This window comes from Listeria fleischmannii subsp. fleischmannii LU2006-1, from assembly GCF_000344175.1.
GTDB classification, from domain to species: domain Bacteria; phylum Bacillota; class Bacilli; order Lactobacillales; family Listeriaceae; genus Listeria; species Listeria fleischmannii.
Window position 1 is genome coordinate 51,286 of record NZ_ALWW01000004.1, and the last position, 19,387, is coordinate 70,672.

The 19,387-nt window shown below is 37.1% G+C and carries 19 protein-coding genes and 3 pseudogenes; 17 read left to right on the forward strand and 5 right to left on the reverse strand.

The features are described from left to right. The first annotated feature begins 52 nt into the window (after window positions 1-52). The 6 genes from dat to LFLEISCH_RS02320 all read left to right on the forward strand — a co-directional run bounded on the left by dat (window position 53) and on the right by LFLEISCH_RS02320 (window position 5,550). Window positions 53-928, forward strand: a complete 876-nt coding sequence (gene dat / locus LFLEISCH_RS02295; protein ID WP_007472632.1) for a D-amino-acid transaminase — start codon at window positions 53-55, stop codon at window positions 926-928. A 209-nt stretch (window positions 929-1,137) separates the two neighbouring features. Then, on the forward strand, window positions 1,138-1,575 hold the full coding sequence (locus tag LFLEISCH_RS02300) for a MarR family winged helix-turn-helix transcriptional regulator (protein ID WP_007472633.1): 438 nt from the start codon (window positions 1,138-1,140) through the stop codon (window positions 1,573-1,575). Further along, window positions 1,572-3,032 carry a multidrug efflux MFS transporter MdrM gene (mdrM, locus tag LFLEISCH_RS02305; protein WP_007472634.1) on the forward strand — a complete coding sequence of 487 codons (1,461 nt, stop codon included), beginning with the start codon at window positions 1,572-1,574 and terminating at the stop codon, window positions 3,030-3,032. The genes LFLEISCH_RS02300 and mdrM overlap by 4 nt, the downstream gene beginning before the upstream one ends. A gap of 180 nt (window positions 3,033-3,212) precedes the next feature. Next, window positions 3,213-3,989 (forward strand): phosphotransferase family protein, encoded by a 777-nt coding sequence (locus LFLEISCH_RS02310; RefSeq protein WP_007472635.1) that lies wholly within the window; start codon window positions 3,213-3,215, stop codon window positions 3,987-3,989. Between the two features lie 8 nt (window positions 3,990-3,997). Further along, window positions 3,998-4,636: a tRNA (guanosine(46)-N7)-methyltransferase TrmB gene (gene trmB, locus LFLEISCH_RS02315; RefSeq protein ID WP_007472638.1), complete on the forward strand. Its 639-nt coding sequence runs from the start codon at window positions 3,998-4,000 to the stop codon at window positions 4,634-4,636. A gap of 74 nt (window positions 4,637-4,710) precedes the next feature. Continuing rightward, the gene (locus tag LFLEISCH_RS02320; protein WP_007472639.1) at window positions 4,711-5,550 is read left to right on the forward strand and encodes a YtnP family quorum-quenching lactonase; all 840 of its coding nucleotides are present in this window, start codon (window positions 4,711-4,713) and stop codon (window positions 5,548-5,550) included. A 119-nt stretch (window positions 5,551-5,669) separates the two neighbouring features. On the opposite strand, the gene LFLEISCH_RS02325 is transcribed toward LFLEISCH_RS02320, so the two are convergent. Continuing rightward, a complete protein-coding gene (locus LFLEISCH_RS02325; RefSeq protein ID WP_007472640.1) occupies window positions 5,670-5,981 on the reverse strand; it encodes a PepSY domain-containing protein in 312 nt (103 codons plus the stop codon). Window positions 5,982-6,145: 164 nt separating this feature from the next. On the opposite strand from LFLEISCH_RS02325, the pseudogene LFLEISCH_RS02330 reads away from it, so the two are divergent. Continuing rightward, window positions 6,146-7,220 (forward strand): annotated as a pseudogene (locus LFLEISCH_RS02330) (M42 family metallopeptidase). Between the two features lie 4 nt (window positions 7,221-7,224). Then, window positions 7,225-7,425, forward strand: a complete 201-nt coding sequence (locus tag LFLEISCH_RS02335) for a hypothetical protein (RefSeq protein WP_241432860.1) — start codon at window positions 7,225-7,227, stop codon at window positions 7,423-7,425. Between the two features lie 14 nt (window positions 7,426-7,439). Here LFLEISCH_RS02335 and LFLEISCH_RS14520 read toward each other — a convergent pair whose 3' ends face one another. From LFLEISCH_RS14520 to LFLEISCH_RS02350, 3 genes are all read right to left on the reverse strand, one after another. Then, entirely contained in the window at window positions 7,440-8,294 is an 855-nt protein-coding gene (locus tag LFLEISCH_RS14520) for a glucosaminidase domain-containing protein (protein WP_077907940.1), read from the reverse strand. Beyond that, window positions 8,287-8,478: a hypothetical protein gene (locus tag LFLEISCH_RS14525; RefSeq protein WP_007472645.1), complete on the reverse strand. Its 192-nt coding sequence runs from the start codon at window positions 8,476-8,478 to the stop codon at window positions 8,287-8,289. Before LFLEISCH_RS14525 ends, LFLEISCH_RS14520 begins: the two co-directional genes overlap by 8 nt. Window positions 8,479-8,582: 104 nt before the next feature. Further along, window positions 8,583-9,029 carry a YtoQ family protein gene (locus tag LFLEISCH_RS02350; RefSeq protein WP_007472647.1) on the reverse strand — a complete coding sequence of 149 codons (447 nt, stop codon included), beginning with the start codon at window positions 9,027-9,029 and terminating at the stop codon, window positions 8,583-8,585. 136 nt (window positions 9,030-9,165) lie between these two features. Here LFLEISCH_RS02350 and LFLEISCH_RS02355 point away from each other — a divergent pair, with 136 nt between their 5' ends. From LFLEISCH_RS02355 to LFLEISCH_RS02380, 6 genes and pseudogenes are all read left to right on the forward strand, one after another. Further along, window positions 9,166-9,477, forward strand: coding sequence for a thioredoxin family protein (locus tag LFLEISCH_RS02355; RefSeq protein ID WP_007472648.1), 312 nt, complete (start codon window positions 9,166-9,168; stop codon window positions 9,475-9,477). A gap of 34 nt (window positions 9,478-9,511) precedes the next feature. Next, window positions 9,512-10,290: pseudogene (locus LFLEISCH_RS02360) on the forward strand (DUF1444 family protein). A gap of 6 nt (window positions 10,291-10,296) precedes the next feature. Then, a complete protein-coding gene (ytpR, locus tag LFLEISCH_RS02365) occupies window positions 10,297-10,914 on the forward strand; it encodes a YtpR family tRNA-binding protein (protein WP_007472650.1) in 618 nt (205 codons plus the stop codon). 254 nt (window positions 10,915-11,168) lie between these two features. After that, window positions 11,169-13,356, forward strand: a pseudogene (locus tag LFLEISCH_RS02370) (DNA translocase FtsK). A 248-nt stretch (window positions 13,357-13,604) separates the two neighbouring features. Further along, entirely contained in the window at window positions 13,605-14,951 is a 1,347-nt protein-coding gene (gene murC / locus LFLEISCH_RS02375; protein ID WP_007472653.1) for a UDP-N-acetylmuramate--L-alanine ligase, read from the forward strand. A gap of 309 nt (window positions 14,952-15,260) precedes the next feature. Continuing rightward, a complete protein-coding gene (locus LFLEISCH_RS02380; RefSeq protein WP_206538437.1) occupies window positions 15,261-15,782 on the forward strand; it encodes a peroxiredoxin in 522 nt (173 codons plus the stop codon). Between the two features lie 37 nt (window positions 15,783-15,819). Here LFLEISCH_RS02380 and LFLEISCH_RS02385 read toward each other — a convergent pair whose 3' ends face one another. Continuing rightward, on the reverse strand, window positions 15,820-16,932 hold the full coding sequence (locus LFLEISCH_RS02385; RefSeq protein WP_007472655.1) for an aminopeptidase: 1,113 nt from the start codon (window positions 16,930-16,932) through the stop codon (window positions 15,820-15,822). A 194-nt stretch (window positions 16,933-17,126) separates the two neighbouring features. Here LFLEISCH_RS02385 and LFLEISCH_RS02390 point away from each other — a divergent pair, with 194 nt between their 5' ends. From LFLEISCH_RS02390 to LFLEISCH_RS02400, 3 genes are all read left to right on the forward strand, one after another. Beyond that, entirely contained in the window at window positions 17,127-17,570 is a 444-nt protein-coding gene (locus tag LFLEISCH_RS02390) for a DUF948 domain-containing protein (RefSeq protein WP_007472657.1), read from the forward strand. Between the two features lie 15 nt (window positions 17,571-17,585). Beyond that, window positions 17,586-18,092, forward strand: coding sequence for a YtxH domain-containing protein (locus LFLEISCH_RS02395; RefSeq protein WP_007472658.1), 507 nt, complete (start codon window positions 17,586-17,588; stop codon window positions 18,090-18,092). 208 nt (window positions 18,093-18,300) lie between these two features. After that, window positions 18,301-19,386, forward strand: a complete 1,086-nt coding sequence (locus tag LFLEISCH_RS02400) for a bifunctional 3-deoxy-7-phosphoheptulonate synthase/chorismate mutase (RefSeq protein ID WP_007472659.1) — start codon at window positions 18,301-18,303, stop codon at window positions 19,384-19,386. Window position 19,387 lies beyond the last annotated feature (1 nt).

Here is a 19,387-nt window from a genome sequence, read left to right on the forward strand (position 1 = left end):
TTTGAAAGTTAAGAACCGAATTTTTAGAAATTTTAAAATGAGGAGTGATTTTTTGAAAGTTTTAGTTGGTGACAAAATTGTAGAACGAGAAGAAGCGTTTGTAGATATCGAAGACAGAGGCTATCAATTTGGTGATGGTGTTTATGAAGTCGTACGGATGTACAACGGGAAATTTTTCACAGCAGAGGAACATATTGATCGTTTATATGCGAGTGCAGCAAAAATAGATTTAGTCATTCCTTACTCAAAAGAAGTATTATATAAATCCCTTTTAAAACTTGCAGAGGAAAATGGGATTTCGACAGGAAATATATACTTACAAGTAACAAGAGGCGTTCAACAACCACGTAATCATATTATTCCAGACGAGTTTCCACTTGAAGGTGTTCTGACAGCAGCGGCTAGAGAAGTTCCGCGTAATGAAAACCAATTTGTGGTCGGGGGAACGGCAATTACAGAGGAAGATGTACGTTGGTTACGATGTGATATTAAAAGTATTAGTTTACTAGGCAATATTTTAGCTAAAAATAAAGCTCATCAGAAAGGGGCTTTAGAAGCGATTTTGCACCGTGGCGATATGGTAACAGAATGCTCAGCCTCGAATGTTTCGATTATAAAAGACGGTAAATTAATTACCCATGCCGCTGATAACTTAATTTTGAACGGTATAACAAGACAGGTTATTTTAAAAGTTGCTGAAGAAGGGAAGATTCCTGTTGTAGAAAGAGATTTCACGGTAGATGAACTTTTAACAGCGGATGAAGTATTTATATCTAGTACAACGCTTGAAGTCACTCCTATTACAAAGATTAATGAGACGATTATTGGAGACGGCAAACGCGGACCAGTGACAGCTTTGCTACATCGCTTATTTGAAGAAGAGATTGTTGCTGCTTGTGGGCCGCTTGTAAAAGAAAATATCAAATAGAAAGCAGAGGTGTCTACCTCTGTTTTTTTATATGTAAAAATTTATATATGGACAAAGATGACTGTAAACACTAGATTGTTAGCGTTTTCTATAAAAAATGAGGCCGATTTTGGGCTTGACCATCCGAAAATTAAGGCGTATAATTCATTTTGCTAATTGTTCGCATACGAATTATTCTGATGCAAACAATCCGAAAAGGGGGAAGATTCGTGAACGAGAATCTTGTGAGGGAAGTGATTTTGTCTTTTCGAGAAGTATCGAGAAAAATGCATCAATATTTAGCAGAAGAGGCAAGTAAACAAGATATTACAACTACTCAACTACTCGCGCTCAGCACTTTAAAAAGAGAGCCTCATTTAACGCTTTTTGAGCTAGCGGACAGAATGAAGCTCAGTAAAAGTACCACTTCTGGTATTGTGGACCGGCTAGTGAAGGCGGGGTTTTTAAAGCGCAGTCGAGTTGAGTATAATCGCCGAGCACTTAATTTAGAATTAACGGAATCAGGTGAAGAAAAGGCGACTTTAACTTATGATGTGTTTTTTAAACGACTTGAACCGATTCTAGAAATTGGAGAAAAGGATCTTTTAGAAATGCTTGAAATACATCAACAATTGATTAGAATTTTAGAGAGAGGGATAAAAGAATGAACGGACAGGGAGAAACGACTTCAGTCAAACGAAATGGTATTTTAATTGTGATGCTAATGGGCGCATTTGTGACCATTTTAAATCAAACTTTAATGAATGTCGCATTACCTAGTATTATGCGTGATTTTGATATTACAGCAAGTCAGGGGCAGTGGTTGTCTACTGGATTTATGTTAGTAAATGGTGTTATGATTCCAACCACAGCGTTTTTAATTGAACGTTTTACAACACGCCAGCTCTATTTATTTGCGATGATTACTTTTGCAATTGGAACAGCTATCGGAGGTTTTGCACAAAACTATACGATGCTTATTGCTGGACGAATGGTTCAAGCCGTCGGTGCCGGAGTAGTTATGCCACTTATGACCGTGGTTGTGCTTAATTTATTCCCGATTGAAAGACGGGGACGGGCGATGGGGCTAATTGGGCTTGCGATGAACTTTGCACCAGCGATTGGACCAACGCTATCAGGATGGATTGTACAAGAATATGCATGGCGCGATTTATTTTTCATCATCATTCCTTTCGCGGTGGTCGATATTATTGTAGCAATCTTCTTGCTTAAAAATGTTGGGAAACGAACCTTCCCTAAATTGGATATTCTAGGTGTGATTATGTCTACTGTTGGATTTGGTAGCTTACTTCTAGGATTTAGTAACGCCGGGGATCATGACTGGCTTACATTTAAGGTAGCTGGATTTATTTTAATAGGTATGATTGTTCTCACACTCTTTATTTGGTATCAAGGTCGTGCGAAAACGCCACTACTTAATTTTAAAGTATTTAAAAATCCAACGTTTACACTAACAACCATTATAAGCTTTTTTGTTTTCATGGGTTTATTTGGTGGGATGCTCTTACTACCTATTTTTTTACAAAATGTACGCGGCTTTTCGCCGCTCGACTCTGGACTTGTGTTACTTCCTGGTGCACTCGTCACGGCCATTCTATCGCCTGTAACTGGTGTCATGTTTGATCGTTTTGGGGCAAAATATTTATCTTTAATCGGTCTTATTATTATGACTGTTACAACCTTTATGTTCTCCAGTTTGGATGAAAATACGACACTTACGTATATCATTATTATTCAAACGATTCGCGCTGGAGGAATGGCAATGGTTATGATGCCACTTCAAACGGCAGCATTAAATGCACTTCCGCTTGAAATGGCGGCTCACGGTTCGGCCATGTTTAATACGATGCGCCAAGTGGCCGGTTCTATTGGAACAGCCGCCCTTATTACCGTAATGTCAAAAAGTGCTGCTAGTTTTGCTAAATCGCTTGGAGCAAGTGATGTGGTAGGGAAATCAAAAGAACAAATTGCGAATCATGTCTTAATACATGGGATTGAAACAGCCTTCCTGATTGCGGCTATTTCGAGTGTTATTGCTTGTGTATTAACATTATTTATTCGAAAAAATCCCTCAGGACTAAATCCCGTTGTGCATAAAGATTAATTTTACTAAGTGTCTACAAACTATGTAGGCACTTTTTTTATTGGAAATTTAAAAGGCCGAACATATGTTGACTTGACTTCATTCCTCTTGAGAAGTACAATCAATTTTAGTGACACGATTTTGTTTAGAGAATTGTTTTGTAAGTGATAAAATCATTTACTAAAAAAGGTGTGTTTCGTGATGAAAGAATATTTTTTGGGGACTGAATATGAAATAAGTTCTGCTGGTGGGGAAACAGGGCAGGCATTTATTGCCACAAGGGAAGACGAAAAATTCTTTTTAAAGAGGAATTCTTCGCCTTTTTTAGCTGCGCTCTCAGCTGAGAATATTGTACCTAAACTAGTTTGGACAAGACGGGTTGAAAATGGGGATGTTATTACGGCTCAAAAATGGGTAGATGCGCACATTTTAAATGCTCGCGAAATGTCAAACGCGCGTGTTGCCAAGCTTTTAAGTAAAATTCATCGCTCGAAGCCGCTTCAACAAATGCTTCAAAAAATTGAAAACAGTACTTTTTCCGCAGAGAAATTACTTCACAATTTACGTTTATATGAAGATGAATTTGGCGAAACAGAAGCCGAAGCTTTCCTTTATTTAGAGGAATATAAGAATCAGATTTTGTCGTTTGAACATGTGGTTTGCCACGGTGACATGAATCATAATAACTGGATGGTCTCACAGCAAGATGAGCTTTATTTAGTTGATTGGGATTCGGCTATGCTTGCTGATCATACATTAGATTTATCGATTCTCCTTTATCAGTATATTCCGCGAGATGAGTGGGAGAGATGGTTAAATGAGTACGGAGAAGCTTATTCAATTTCGCTACATCAGAAATTAAAATGGTACGGAATTTGTCAAACATTAACGCGTATTTATGCAGAAGATACGCCGCTACAAGAACGTAAAAAGGCTTGTCAGCTATTAAAAGTGATTTTAGATGATAATGAGGTGTAAATAGATTCATGCGTGTAAAACATAAGCCGTGGGCAAAAGAAAAATTACTAAGTCATCCAGAAGTTTGCGTCAATAATCCGGAAGATTTTAAAGGGCATTGGTCAAACGTTTTTGGAAATGATAATCCTATTCATATTGAGATAGGTTCTGGGAAAGGTCAGTTCATTAGTGGAATGGCGAAACAACATCCAGATGTTAATTACATAGGTATTGAAGTTGTAGAAAGTGTTCTTGTTGTGGCGCTTGATAAAGTCTTACAGGCAGGCGTTTCAAACGCTCGTTTACTAAGTGTGGACGGAGCAAATTTGCTCGACTATTTTGAGCCAGCTGAAGTGGGACGGATTTATTTAAACTTTTCTGACCCTTGGCCTAAAAAGCGCCATACTAAAAGACGTCTTACTAGTCCGCAATTTTTAGATCTCTATCACACGCTTTTAGGCGAAAAAGGAGAAATCCACTTTAAGACGGATAATCGAGGTTTGTTTGAATATTCGCTTGTTGCTTTTTCTGCGTATGGTTTGAATTTAAAAGAGGTATCCCTGAATTTGCATGAGGATGAAATGGAAGGGAATGTGATGACCGAGTACGAGGAAAAATTTTCTCAAAAAGGCTTTCCAATCTATCGTTTAGAAGCTTCGTTTCAATAATTATTTCAGAAGTTGCGTTTTCTCCGCAACTTCTTTTCTATAATAATATTATGTAAACAAGAGGTGGGTTTTGAATGAAAATAGGCGAATTAGATATTCACTGGCTCTCAGGTGGGAAAATGGCGTTTGACGGTGGGGCGATGTTTGGAGTTGTACCGAAAGCGCTCTGGTTTAAAAAATATCCTGCAAATGAACAAAATCAAATTGCGACCGATACAGACCCGATGTATTTTAATATTGAAGGAAAACATGTTTTAATTGATGCTGGAATTGGCATAAACCGGTTCACGGAGAAACAAAAAAGAAATTTTGCTGTAGAAAAAGAGTCTTTTGTTATTCAAGATTTGGCTAAATTCGGGATTACTCCTTTAGATATTGATTATTGTCTAATGACTCATCTGCATTTTGACCATGCAACCGGACTGATAAGCGTTCAAAATGGGGAGTTGGTATCGACCTTTCCAAATGCGAAAATCATTACTTCTTCGACCGAATGGGAGGAAATGAAAAAGCCTAATATACGCTCAAAAGCGACATATTGGAAAGAAAATTGGGAACAAATTGAAAAGCAAGTTACCACTTTTTCTCAAAAAATGGAGGTTTTGCCTGGTGTTTCGATGTATCATACAGGTGGCCACAGCGCGGGTCATTGTATCATTGAAATAGAGTCTAAAGGCGAGCGAGCGGTGCATCTTGGCGATATATTCCCTACACATGCCCATTTAAATCCACTTTGGGTAACGGCATATGATGATTATCCAATGGACAGCATTTTTGCAAAGGAAAGGTTATTTCAAAAATGGATGGACGGACAAACTTGGTTCTTGTTTTATCATGATGCATATTATCACGCGATTCAATTTAATGAGAATGGTGAAATCATTCGAACTGTAGAGAAAAAAGGGAGCGAATAAAGCTTCTTTTTTTGGAATTAAATCCTTGTATAGGGGGTAGGGGTATATACGGTTCTTATACCTATATAGGGTATTTGAAATGGCATGAAAAAGCGCCTTTAGAAAAAGGCGCGTTTCGTTTATGTAAGATAGACGTCAATGATAGTACCCGTTTTAGCATCCGCAATAAACTCAAATTGTTTTTTTTCACCTTCACGAATAGCAGTAATTCCACCGTGATAAACGAATGTATCAATGGCATACTTTTTGTAATGTTGTTTTTTTAGTTGAATCCAAGATCCTTCAATCGGTCCTTCTTTTTTAAAGGCATCTTTTACGTTTTCTAAAATAACATCTCCAGATACACTTTCATCTGAAAGGCAATAATGATTTAACAAATGGCCAGCAGCGGCACCAACAAAAGCACCAGCAGCAAAAGCTTTCCAGTCCATAATCTTCCTCCCTTAGTCATAAGCTCTAAGTTTAAAATGTAGTCACATATTCATTATACTATACTTTTCAAAAATAGAAAGTATAATTAATAGCGCTCTCAAAACATGAATATTCTAAAACTTTTTGCTATAATGAAGGGGTTAAAGTGAAAGGGTGGTAAGCAATGAACGAAGAAACACTTAAAATGTTTAAAACATTAACGGAACTTCAAGGCGCTTCAGGCGATGAATTTAGAATTCGTGATTTTGTAAAGCGAGAAATAGAACCCGTCTCGGATGAAGTTATTCAAGATCGTTTAGGCGGGATTTTTGGTGTAAGACATGGAGAAAGTTCTGGTCCACGCATTTTAGTAGCTGGACATATGGATGAAGTTGGATTTATGGTAACTCAAATTACACAAGCGGGCATGCTACGTTTTCAAACGCTTGGTGGTTGGAATCCTCAAGTGATGCAAGCCCAGCGCGTGCAGGTCATGACAAAGAATGGACCGATTGTCGGGGTTATAGCTTCCGTGCCACCTCATTTAATGTCAGATGCAGAGCGGAAAAAAGCCAACTGATCCTAAAAATTTACTCATCGATATTGGAGCTGATTCTTTAGATGAAGCAAAAGAATTCGGTATTCAACCTGGTCAATTTATTGTACCTGTTTCCGAATTTACGCCCCTTTTTAATCCAAAGAAAATTTTAGCGAAAGCTTGGGATAATCGTTACGGAGTGGGTCTTGCTATTGAGCTTTTAAAAGAATTAAAAGGCGATTCGCTTCCTAACACATTATTTTCAGGTGCAAATGTACAAGAAGAGGTAGGGCTAAGAGGAGCTGGTGTTAGTGCGCATATGGTTCAGCCTGATTTATTTTTTGCGCTTGATGCAAGTCCAGCTAACGATACAACCGGAGACAAAACGCAATTTGGACAACTTGGAAAGGGCTTTTTAATGCGCGTTTTTGATCGCACGATGATTATGCATAGAGGAATGAGAGAATTTTTATTAGATACAGCTGAAAGCAACCAGATTCCTTATCAATATTTTACTTCCCCAGGTGGAACTGATGCGGGGAAAGTGCATACTTCACTAAACGGGATTCCGAGTGCAGTGATTGGCGTACCTTCTCGCTATATTCATTCCAGTAATTCAATTTTACACGTAGATGATTATGCTGCGGCTAAGGAAATGATTGTGACGCTTATTCGCGGTTTAGATAAAACGACATATGAAACCATACGAGCAAATGCTTAGATTTTTGAAAAAAGGCACCGTTATTGTGGCTGTCCTTTTAATCAGTAGTGGGCTTTTTTGTTTCATTTTAAATCGTTTACATAGAGGCCAATTTGATTTAGGGTGGTCCATTACAGCTTTCATCGCAGGATGCCTCATTCTTTCATTTGATGGTTTAAATTTTTATTTAGAAGAACGAAAAAAAGCACGACAATCGAAACGATGATTGTCGTGCTTTTTTTAAGATTTTTTAACATAATTGGGACTATCAGGAATATAACCTATTACGCTATTTGTTAACACTACTTCAAGCCAACCTGATTTAGGCATTTTTCTAAGAACTAGAACAGATTCACCAGCTTTTTTACTTTGTGCAACTGGGCTATCCCATTTCTCGGCAGTTCGGAAATTGACATTATTTGTTGTTACATATTTGGTAGTTGGATTTTTATCATACCAATATAAGGATAGACTTGGTTTGTACCAGCCACGTTTACCTTGATAAATCACTTCAATAAAGCCGTTTTCTTGTTTGCCATAATTTAGTTGTGCGGCATAGTAGGGTGTGATTTTAAATGCAATGCTTGAATCCCAAGAAGCCGCTGAGCGAATATTTAACGTTTCGCGAGCATAACGCCATTTGGCATTTTTTAAAGATGCAATATCAAATGCTTCTTGATCCCAAGCGGTTAAACCTCGAGCTTCAATAATAGAGACAAGTTTTTTAGCATAGTCTGGATCAGTTGCATAGCCAGCTTTTTGTAAATAATTAGCGGCTTTCACATAGTCAGTTTCACCAATTAAATCTTGATAACGAGATTTTTGAAGAAAATCACCATGGTCAGTCATACTTTCATTTTTACTTGGATATTTTCTAAACTGGGCATCGATTGTAATCCATTTTCCGTTAACATACTCTTGAGTAGGCATTGTAACAAAACTACCGTTATAAGTACCTTTTACCCCGAAAAGATTGTGTGCCATGGTTGAAAGTTGAGAAGTACCCCAACCGCTTTCAAGTACGGCCTGTGCACCTGTTATAGAGGGAAGAACGGAGTGCTTATCCCAGCTATCAACAGAGCCTTTTTTAAATATCTGCTAAAAAGGCAGGTGGATTTGTAGCTGCTCTAAGCATCGGACGATTTGTGTCCGTGACAGCATAAAATCCCTGACCTAATTCTGGGTTCTGTTTAAGGACGCTCTCTTCTGCATGAGCTACTTGTGTAAGTGGCGCCATAGTCAAAGAAAGAGCCAATAATGAAATTGCTATTTTTTTCAAATTGTTAACTCCTTTTTTAAAAAAAATAAGTACTTCTAAAGTTTAACATAAAAATAGCGATATAAATGTGACAATTTGTTTAAAATTAAAGCGAGCTATGTGCGTTATACTTCAAATAGATATTGCAATACTTGTGCAGCTTCTTTAATGCTTGAAACTGTCACGTTTGCACGCTCAGAAAGTTCTTTTAACGGATGATGAAGATTCTCTTTTCGAATTAAAATAACTGGTGTGCCGTTTGCAATTGCAAGAGAAGCATCAGAGGCGGTATTCCACTGTTTAAACTGTTCGCCAAAATACGCAATGACAAGGTCAGCTTTTTTTAAATAAAGCTGTGTTCGTAAATTGTTTATTTTAGATGCTTGTATATCTTTATAGTAGGAATTAGGTTGTTCGCCCAGTATCGCCTCACCAATCGCATCTGATTTTTCATGATTTTCTTCTGGTCCGGAAAACGTAAACGAAGCAGATGAAATGTGGCGAATGCTCTCTCGTAACTCATTTCGCCAATCAGAATGAATTTCCCCCGCTAGATAAATCATATAGTCCATTTTGAACACTCCTTTCTATCCAATAGTTTAACGAAAAAAAGAAACCGCTTCAAATAATAAAAAAGAAGCTGATTTCTGGACGAACACCCAAACTTTAGGTACGATTTAAAAAAAGCTAATAAAAGGAGCGTTTTTAATGGAAAACTTGCAATCTGTTCAACAATTTGAAGAGGTAAAAGAGAACGGGAAAACCGTTTTTATGTTTAGTGCGGATTGGTGTGGCGATTGTCGCTTTATAGAACCTGTGATGCCGGAAATTGAATCAGAAAATAGTGATTTTACGTTTTATCATGTCGATCGTGATGAATTTATCGATTTATGTGCGGATTTAGCGATTTTTGGAATCCCCAGTTTCCTTGCCTTTGAGGATGGGGAGGAAATTGGACGTTTTGTCAGCAAAGATCGAAAAACAAAGGAAGAAATAAATGACTTTTTAGCTGCACTTTAAAGGAGGTAGCAGATTGAAATTTGACACATTTGGTATGAAAGCAAAATTAGAGGATTTTTTTAAAAAAAAGAGGGGAGAGAATTTACTTTTGACAGAGAAAAAGAACGGTTAAAAGTTTCGGAATATGGTCATTTCGTGACACTTTCCATCCCGCAAATCATCTCTCGTTTTGAATCAGAAGGGGAGGATACTTTTAAAAAAATAGCCTATTATGTGGATGAAGGATTAGAAGCTGGTCAAAAAGAAGTGTCGTTAATTGGACAAGAGGAGAAAATTTTCCCTGTTATTCGAGCGGGGTCCCATCCAGTAAAAACAACAGCTGGTGAAAAATTGTTTTTTGAAGAACATACAGCGGAAACAAAGATTTTTTATGTGCTTGATATAGGGAAATCGTATAAATTTATCACTGAAAATGATTTGATAAAAGCGGATGTTTCCCCAACTGAAGTTCGCATGAAGGCTATGGCGAATGTACGGAAATTAGATACACCGCTCAAAAAAGATACGGTTTCCGAAAATGACTTCTATTTTCTTAGAACAAATGATGGTTATGATGCGAGCCGGGTTTGTAATGAGAAATTTCTGGCGGAGATGCGTTCGCAATTTACAGGTGAGATGGTTATCGCGATTCCTCATCAAGATGTGCTTATTTTGGCTGATATTCGTAATAATACAGGTTATGATGTATTGGCGCATATGACATTGCAATTTTTCGCTGAAGGTATTGTCCCAGTGACGTCTTTGCCATTTGTCTATAATAATGGTAAACTGGAACCGATATTTATTATGGCAAAAAATAGACCAAAGGAGTAATGAAACTTGATAGCAAATGTATTATACAATGAAAAAGGGATTGGCGACACGCTTATTGTCTCCATCAAAGATATTGATCGTTACACGCGAACTTTTGATAAAAAAGGTGATGTTGTGCGTATATTTGATACAGAAACAGGCGCTTTAAGTGGCTTCAATATTTTTAATGCATCTCGTCACTTTACTTTACATGCAAATGGAAAAGTAACTTTGACAGAAGAGTTTGTATCAGCGCTTAAAAAAGTCATCCAAGAAGCAGGCTTTAATGATGATTTAAATATCGATATAACACCAAAATTTGTTGTAGGTTATGTGGAAAGCACCGAAAAACACCCCAATGCGGATAAGCTTCGTATTTGCCAAGTGGATGTAAAAGATGACAAACTTCAAATTGTATGTGGGGCTCCAAATGTTGCGTCAGGCCAGAAAGTAGTGGTAGCGAAAATTGGTGCTGTTATGCCAAGTGGTTTGATTATCAAGCCGTCTAATTTACGCGGCGTTGATTCGTATGGTATGCTTTGTGCCGCAAGAGAGCTTGCCATTCCTAATGCGCCAGAAGAAAAAGGTATCTTAGTATTAGAGGATGACTACATGGTTGGAGAAGAGTTTCAAACGACTTTTTAAAACGATTAGAACTAGCTAAAATCATTTAGCTAGTTTTTTATTGCGTAAAACTGTGTACAATATATAGTAATATTGTTCTTTTTTTCATCAAGAAACCGAGCATAAGATTATCTTATAGCTCCTTTTAAGCCTTTGTTTTCAGTAGTTAAGGCGAGTTTTAGCTTTAAGAAAATGATTTTTCAATGGACATGTATAGCTTTAATCTTTTTTCTCTGTTAGAATCAAAAAAGAAAATCAAAATTAGGGTGATAGACATGGGATGGTTAAAAGATTTTTTCTTTGGCGACTTTGAGGAATCAAAAGAAGAACCGATACAAAAAGCGCCTGTGAAGGAACAGCCAAAAAAAACGGAACAAGTTAAATTAAGTAAGCAGACGGAGACAAAACGTCCAGAACGTAAATTAAACAAAGAACGTGCGGTTGTAACAAAAATGGTATATGAATACCCAAAAGGAAATTTTCGCTTTCCTGTCATACCAGATCGCGCGTTAAATAACGAGGAAGACTTACCATATAAACCGGTGACTGAAACGAAAACTTTAGAGGTAAAGAAAGAAACAACTGTAAAGGAAAAATTTACACCTACAGAAGTGCCGTCGCCAGTATTTGCGTTTCACAAAAGACCAAATCATTTTGAATTTGACTTAGATCAAGCGCAATCAGAAGAGAAAAACTATGAGAGAATTTCTTTAATCACAGAAGAGGTTGAAGTAAAGGAAGAACCAAAAGAAACTTTTTCCAATCCTGTTATTTTAGAAAAAAAAAGAAGAACCAAAGCAAGTTGAAGAAACGCCAAAAGTCACGGAACAAAAGCAAGAAATTGAACCGAAAGAACGAGCGCTTAGAAAACAGAAGAAAGCTTCATCTTCGCATATTCCTTTCAATGTTATGATGGTCAACCAAGATCAGAAACCGAAAGAGGAAGATAACAAACAAGAAGTGGATGCTTATCTTGCGCAAACAGAACAAGTTGTCACACAACCTACTCCTGTCGAAAAGGGGAGTGAGGAGCCATCATCTTATTACTACCCACCGGCGGCATTACTAAGTCCGCCTGTTCATTTAAATAAAGATGAAAGCTGGCTTGATTATCAGGAAGACTTGTTAAATGAAACACTTCAAAATTTTAATGTGGAGGCCCATGTGGTTAATCGTACGCAAGGACCATCTGTCACACGTTTTGAAGTGCAACCTGAAAAAGGTGTGAAAGTAAGTAAAATTACTAATTTAACAGATGATATTAAACTTAGTCTTGCAGCAAAAGATATCCGAATTGAAGCGCCTATTCCGGGTAAAAGTACAATAGGGATTGAAATTCCTAATCAATCGAGTAGACCAGTAATGCTTTCTGAGATTATGAATACGCCTGTCTTTAAAGATAATAAATCGCCACTTACGGCGGCATTGGGCCTTGATATTTCAGGGGCTCCAATTGTGACAGATTTACAAAAAATGCCACATGGACTAATTGCAGGTGCAACAGGTTCTGGTAAAAGTGTTTGCATTAATTCACTTCTTGTCAGTTTACTTTATAAAGCGCGTCCAGATGAGCTGAAATTACTTTTAATTGATCCTAAAATGGTGGAATTAGCTCCCTATAATCGCATTCCCCACCTAGTTAGTCCTGTCATTACAGATGCAAAAGCAGCTACAGCAGCGCTTAAGTGGGCGGTGGAAGAAATGGAACGTCGCTATCAGCTATTTTCTCATGCTGGTGTGCGCAATATGGAACGTTATAATTCACTTTCAGAAGCAGAAGGGCATTCAGGAGAAAAGCTGCCTTATATTTTAATTATCATTGATGAATTAGCAGATTTAATGATGGTGGCACCAAATGATGTTGAAGAAGCAATAAGTCGAATTGCGCAAAAGGCTAGGGCGTGTGGAATACATATGATTGTGGCAACGCAGCGTCCTTCGGTTGATGTTATTACAGGGCTTATTAAAGCAAACATTCCAACACGTATTTCGTTTTCTGTTTCAAGTTCCATTGATTCTAGAACAATCTTAGATGCGACAGGTGCAGAAAAATTACTTGGTAAAGGAGACATGCTTTTCCTACCAAGCGGGGTGAGTAAGCCAGTTCGTTTACAAGGTACATTTGTCAGTGATGAAGAAATCGATGCTGTCGTCCAGCATGTACGTAATCAGGGCGACCCGAATTATTTGTTTGAAGAACAAGAACTTCTAGCTAAAGAAACAATGCGAGAAGAGGAGGATGAACTTTTTGATGAGGCCTGTGATTTTGTTATGAAGCAAAATGCCGCCTCGACTTCGCTTCTTCAAAGGCATTTTAGAATTGGCTATAATCGTGCCGCAAGACTTATGGAGACCTTAGAAAATTACAATATTGTCTCAGGAACAAACGGATCAAAACCGCGGGACGTAATTATTACACGAGAACAACTTGAAATTTTAAGAAATAAAGAAGCTGCAAACTAGTGCTAAACTCACATAAATCGTTGATGATTTATCACATTAAGCGTTTTCTTTCATGAATTCCTATGTCTTTTTCCGTGATTTAAAAAGAATCGTTTTTCTATTGATGGGATAAATGCTATAATATAACGAGTGAACGAGAGCATATAGGACTTAAACATTAAACACTATTTGTAAAAAAGTTAAGTAAGAAGATGTCTAGAATTTTTTTAGACACCCTCTTCAAGTTGAAAATACGGGGGTTCGAAACAATGACAACTTATCATTTTGTTGGGATTAAAGGTGCTGGAATGAGTGCGTTAGCTCAAATTTTATATGATAAAGGATTCAAAGTGCAGGGAAGCGATGTTGAAAAATACTTTTTCACACAAAAAGTTTTAGAGGAAAAAGAAATTCCAATTTTCCCATTTAGTGCGAATAATATTCATGAAGGATTAACGATTATTGCAGGAAATGCATTTCCAGATACACATGAAGAAATTGCAAAAGCATTAGAAATGGATTTACCTGTCATTCGCTATCATAAGTTTTTAGGACAGTTATTAGAAGGTTATTCAAGTATTGCAGTTACTGGATCGCATGGTAAAACATCGACAACCGGCTTGCTTTCGCATGTGCTAGAGTCTATTAAACCGACTTCTTATTTAATCGGGGATGGTACTGGGAAAGGGAATAAACAAGCGGAATACTTTGCACTAGAAGCCTGTGAATATCAACGTCATTTTCTTGCATATAAACCTACATATGCCATTATGACAAATATTGATTGGGATCATCCAGATTATTTTAAAAGTGTGGATGATGTGTTTAATGCGTTTGAAAACTTTGGGAAACAAGTGAAAAAAGCCGTATTCGCTCTTGGTGATGATGTCCAATTGCGTCGTTTAGAAGATTCATTAACGATACCTGTAATTTATTTCGGTTTTGGTGCGGAAAATGAATATATCGCTAAAAATGTTATTAAAAAGACAACTGGAACTATTTTCGATGTTTATCACCGCGAGGAATTTTTAGGAAACTTTGAAATTCCGACTTATGGCGATCATAATGTCTTAAATGCACTCAGTGTCATATCACTTGCCGATTATGACGCTCTAAGCATGGAAGAAGTGAAGAAAGAATTACTTACTTTTGAAGGCGTGAAAAGACGTTTTAGTATTACTGAAAAAGATCATCAAATTTTAGTGGATGATTACGCTCACCATCCGTCTGAAATTCGTGCCACCGTGAACGCGGCACGACAAAAATATCCAGATAAAAAAGTGATCGCGGTTTTTCAACCCCATACTTTTACAAGAACAAAAGCATTTTTGCAGGGCTTTGCAGATAGCTTAAACTTAGCAGATGAAGTCTATCTTTGTGATATATTTGGTTCAGCGCGCGAAAAAACCGGGAATTTAACGATTTATGACTTGGCGAAGAAAACAAAGGGTCAACATGTCATTAAAGAAGATCATACAGATGCTTTACTTGCTTATGATGATGCAGTTATTCTTTTCATGGGTGCCGGGGATGTGCAAAAATTTCAAGCAGCTTATGAAAAAGTGCTAGATGCACATTCAAAAACCCCAAATCTTAGCGAAAAAGCAGCTTTCTAATTTAAAATATAAAGGTCGATACAGATTTTGTATCGACCTTGCTTGTAGAAAAATTCAAAGTTTACGCGAAACAAAACGGCGCACGCCAAAATCAGGCTGCTGAAAAATGGTGAGATTCTAGGCAGAGTCTCTGTTCCGGAGCGGAGCGTACTTGAGTACGTGAGCACCGGAACAGAGGCTCTAACAACGAAGATTGCCGTTTGTCAGCAGTCTGGGTCGATACAGATTTTGTATCGACCTTTTCTTTACAGTTTTTCTTGCCTATATTAAAATTGATGTATGGAATGATTTTAAGGAAGGAAGATGGAATTGACGACACGATTAGTTGGCAATAAGGCACCTAGTTTTTTTGAACAAGCAGTCATGCCAGATGGCTCCATTCAAAAAGTAGCACTTTCCGATTTTATAACAGCAAATAAATGGCTTGTCCTATTTTTCTATCCAAAAGATTTTACATTTATTTGTCCTGCTGAAATTATGGCACTCTCGGCGCGAATGAAAGAGTTTACGCATCTAGAAACTGAAATAGTAGGTATTTCATCAGATAACGTCCATACCCATTTAGAATGGACGCAAACGCCAGTCGCAAAAGGTGGAATTGGAAAATTAAACTATCCGCTTCTTGAGGATACTTCTCATAGTGTTGCCAAAAATTATGGTGTTTTTGTAGAAAAGGAAAGTGAAACGTTACGAGGCCTTTTTATCATAAATCCTGAAGGCGAAGTAGTTTATGAAACCATTCATTTAAATATCGTGTCACGCGAGGTAGATGAAATCTTACGTGTATTAACAGCCTTACAAACTGGCGGATTATGCGAGATAGAATGGTAAAAAGGAGGAGAATCTTGTGATTCTCCTCCTTTTCTCGTTATCTTAAATTTTTAGGATTTAGAATTTCAAGTTCGGGTAAAACAAACAAGCCATCTTTTCGAATTAGAACATCATCAAAATAAATTTCCCCACCACCATACTCAGGACGTTGGATATTGACTAAATCCCAGTGAATATTAGATTTATTACCATTATAGGCCTCATCATAGCACTGACCAGGGGTGAAGTGGAAGCTTCCTTCAATTTTTTCATCAAACAAGATATCGCCCATAGGTTCGTGGATAAAAGGATTGACCCCAATTGCAAATTCTCCAATATAACGCGCACCTTCATCTGTGTCTAAAATTTCATTCAAGCGTAACGTATCATTTGATGTCGCTTCAACAATTTGACCATCTTTAAATGTAAAAGATACATTTTCAAAAACAAAACCTTGATAAGGACTTGGTGTATTATAAGTTAAAGTACCTTGTACAGAATCGCGGATAGGTGCCGTATAAACTTCCCCATCAGGAATATTTAGTTCACCAGCGCACTTTATCGCAGGGATGTTTTGAATGGAGAATGATAAATCTGTTCCTGGTCCAACTAAACGAACTTTATCCGTTTTATTCATTAAATCAACTAAATTGTCCATAGCCAGACTCATTTTTTCATAGTCTAACGTGCAAACATCAAAATAGAAGTTTTCAAAGCCCTCTGTACTCATACCAGAAAGTTGTGCCATAGAGGAGGTTGGATAGCGTAAAACAACCCATTTTGTTTGTTTAACTCGAATATTTGTATGCATTTTTCCAATTGTGCCACCAGAAATTTGCATTTTTCTAGAAGGAACATCGGCTAGTTCATTAATATTATCGCCAGAACGAAGGCCGATATACGCATCCATTTCTTTCATAACAGCGCCCTCAAACGAAGCCATAAGGTCGTACTGTTCTTGACTTGCACCAAGCAACAAAGCACGATCGATTTTAGGCTCCTTAATGGAAACAAAAGGTAGTCCAGAGACATTATAAGCTTCCTTAACAAGTGCTTCTACCAGTTCCGTTTGGAGACCAAAATTTTCAATGAGAACCTTTTCTCCTTTTTTTAGTTTAACGGAATGATGAATTAAGTTATATGCAAGTTTTTCAATACGTGGATCCTTCATTTATATTTCCTCCCTTAATGTTTTTCTTTTCCATTTTACCTGAAAAATGGTAGAATGTGAACGTATAAAAATTCATTTTATTTTATTTTTTACTGTGAAATTGCTAAAATAGATGTATTAAAACGATACCTATACGTTTTAAGTTTTACATAATAAAGGATAGGGTAGAATGAAGAATATGGAGGTGTGGGTACATGATTGTTATTCTATACATTGCAGCACTTATTGCAGCAATTGGGTTGTTTGTTATTGCTATCTACTTAAGTAAAACACTAAAATCAACATCTAAAACGCTTGATGAAGTGGCAAGCACAGTAGATAAAATGGCAACCGAACTACAAGGAATATCAGGAGAAACACAAAAGTTACTTGATAAAACAAATGACTTGCTTGAAGATGTGAATGGAAAAGTTGCTAAAGTTGATCCAGTTTTTGACGCAATTGGTGATGTTGGAACATCTCTACTTGGATTAAGTCAATCCGTTCGTGAACTGGCTACACTTGCGACAAATAAGGTTTCAGCAAATGATAAAAAAATTGCTCAAGCAGTTTCATTTAGTCACTCAATTTTAGCTTTTAAAGATAAATTGAAAGCAAGTAAAGCAGCCAAAGAAGCTGCTAAAGAATCAATTCAATAATTGGAGGGAAAAAAGATGGCGGATAAAAATGGATTAAATGTAAAAGATTTTCTAATTGGTGGTTTAATCGGTGGTATTATCGGTTCAGTAACTGCTTTACTTTTAGCTCCAAAATCAGGTAAAGAGTTACGTAGCGATTTAAATGATCAAGTAGATGTATTAAAAGAAAAAGGTAACGAATGGAAAGATGTTGCCTATGAAAAAGGAATCGAAATTGGCGGTGTGGCTAAAGAAAAAACAAGTCAATTAAAAGATACGGCTGGTGGATTTGTGGATGTAGTAAAAGATAAATCACAACAGTTGGCTGATACGGTTTCCAAACAAGGTAAAAATGTAAAAGATGTTGTTCTTAAAAATAAAGAAGAAAATCTGGAAGCAACAGAAGAAGCAGTAAAAAATGTAAAAGAAGAAGTGGAGCATGCTTCTAAAGATGTTCAAAAAGCAGCCGATAAAGCAAAAACTGATGCAAAGAAAACTGTAGAAGCTGGTAAAGTGGAAGCAGAAAAAATTGCTAAAAAATAATCATCCTAAAAAACATTGTGTTTTAAAATAAACGCAATGTTTTTTTATGGTTGCTAAATTTCCATAAGCATGATAATATTACATTTATAACTTAAATGCTTTATCACTTAAAAGCGATTAAGTGTAAAAGGGTGATGACAAACGAAGCGTTATCCTCTATAATGAATGGTAATCTTTATCGTTTTGATAGCAGAAGGGTGGAAATCTAATGGTGAACAAGGACTTAGATGCATTACGTCATCAAGTGGACGAACTAAATCTAGAATTGCTAAATGTGATAAACAAACGCGCCAATTTAGTTCAAGAAATTGGTAAAATTAAAGGAGTACAAGGTTCGTTGCGATTTGATCCTCTTCGCGAAAGAGAAATGTTAAATCAAATTGTAAGTCAAAATAATGGGCCGTTTGAAGACTCAACGATTGAACATTTGTTCAAAGAAATCTTCAAAGCTGGACTTGAACTTCAAGAAGAAGATCATTCTAAAGCGCTTCTTGTATCGCGTAAAAATAAAAAAGAAGATACCATTGTGAATGTTAATGGCCTTCCAATTGGTAACGGTGAACCTGTTTTTGTATTTGGCCCGTGTTCGGTGGAATCTTATGATCAAGTAGCGGCAGTAGCTGCTTCTATCCGAGATAAAGGTCTGAAATTAATTCGCGGTGGCGCGTTTAAACCACGTACAAGCCCGTATGATTTCCAAGGTTTAGGTGTAGAAGGCTTGCAAATTTTAAAACGAATTTCTGATGAATATGGTTTAGGTGTAATCAGTGAAATTGTAACACCAGCTGATATTGAAACAGCACTTGATTATGTTGATGTTATTCAAATTGGTGCGCGTAACATGCAAAATTTTGAGTTATTAAAAGAAGCCGGGCGTGTAAATAAACCAATACTCTTAAAACGCGGTTTATCTGCGACCATTGAAGAATTTATTGGGGCAGCTGAATACATCATGTCACAAGGAAATGGTCAAATTATTTTATGCGAACGTGGAATTAGAACGTATGAGAAGGCAACACGAAATACGTTAGACATTTCTGCTGTTCCGATTTTAAAGAAAGAGACGCACTTGCCTGTTATGGTTGATGTGACTCACTCTACTGGGCGAAAAGATTTGTTACTCCCATGTGCGAAGGCGGCGCTTGCGATTGAAGCAGACGGAGTTATGGCGGAGGTTCATCCGGATCCAGCGGTTGCACTTTCTGATTCAGCTCAACAAATGAATATTCCTGAATTTGATAAATTCTGGGAAGAAATTTTATCGTCTAAATTAATGGCACATCGCGTCAAATAAA

What these genes read in the sequence shown, in the direction of transcription:
- mdrM (WP_007472634.1), top strand. Translation starts at nt 1,572, where the DNA reads ATGAACGGACAGGGAGAAACGACTTCAGTCAAACGAAATGGTATTTTA.
- LFLEISCH_RS02310 (WP_007472635.1), top strand. Translation starts at nt 3,213, where the DNA reads ATGAAAGAATATTTTTTGGGGACTGAATATGAAATAAGTTCTGCTGGT.
- trmB (WP_007472638.1), top strand. Translation starts at nt 3,998, where the DNA reads ATGCGTGTAAAACATAAGCCGTGGGCAAAAGAAAAATTACTAAGTCAT.
- LFLEISCH_RS02320 (WP_007472639.1), top strand. Translation starts at nt 4,711, where the DNA reads ATGAAAATAGGCGAATTAGATATTCACTGGCTCTCAGGTGGGAAAATG.
- LFLEISCH_RS02325 (WP_007472640.1), bottom strand. Translation starts at nt 5,981, where the DNA reads ATGGACTGGAAAGCTTTTGCTGCTGGTGCTTTTGTTGGTGCCGCTGCT.
- LFLEISCH_RS02350 (WP_007472647.1), bottom strand. Translation starts at nt 9,029, where the DNA reads ATGGACTATATGATTTATCTAGCGGGGGAAATTCATTCTGATTGGCGA.
- LFLEISCH_RS02355 (WP_007472648.1), top strand. Translation starts at nt 9,166, where the DNA reads ATGGAAAACTTGCAATCTGTTCAACAATTTGAAGAGGTAAAAGAGAAC.
- murC (WP_007472653.1), top strand. Translation starts at nt 13,605, where the DNA reads ATGACAACTTATCATTTTGTTGGGATTAAAGGTGCTGGAATGAGTGCG.
- LFLEISCH_RS02385 (WP_007472655.1), bottom strand. Translation starts at nt 16,932, where the DNA reads ATGAAGGATCCACGTATTGAAAAACTTGCATATAACTTAATTCATCAT.
- LFLEISCH_RS02390 (WP_007472657.1), top strand. Translation starts at nt 17,127, where the DNA reads ATGATTGTTATTCTATACATTGCAGCACTTATTGCAGCAATTGGGTTG.
- LFLEISCH_RS02395 (WP_007472658.1), top strand. Translation starts at nt 17,586, where the DNA reads ATGGCGGATAAAAATGGATTAAATGTAAAAGATTTTCTAATTGGTGGT.
- LFLEISCH_RS02400 (WP_007472659.1), top strand. Translation starts at nt 18,301, where the DNA reads ATGGTGAACAAGGACTTAGATGCATTACGTCATCAAGTGGACGAACTA.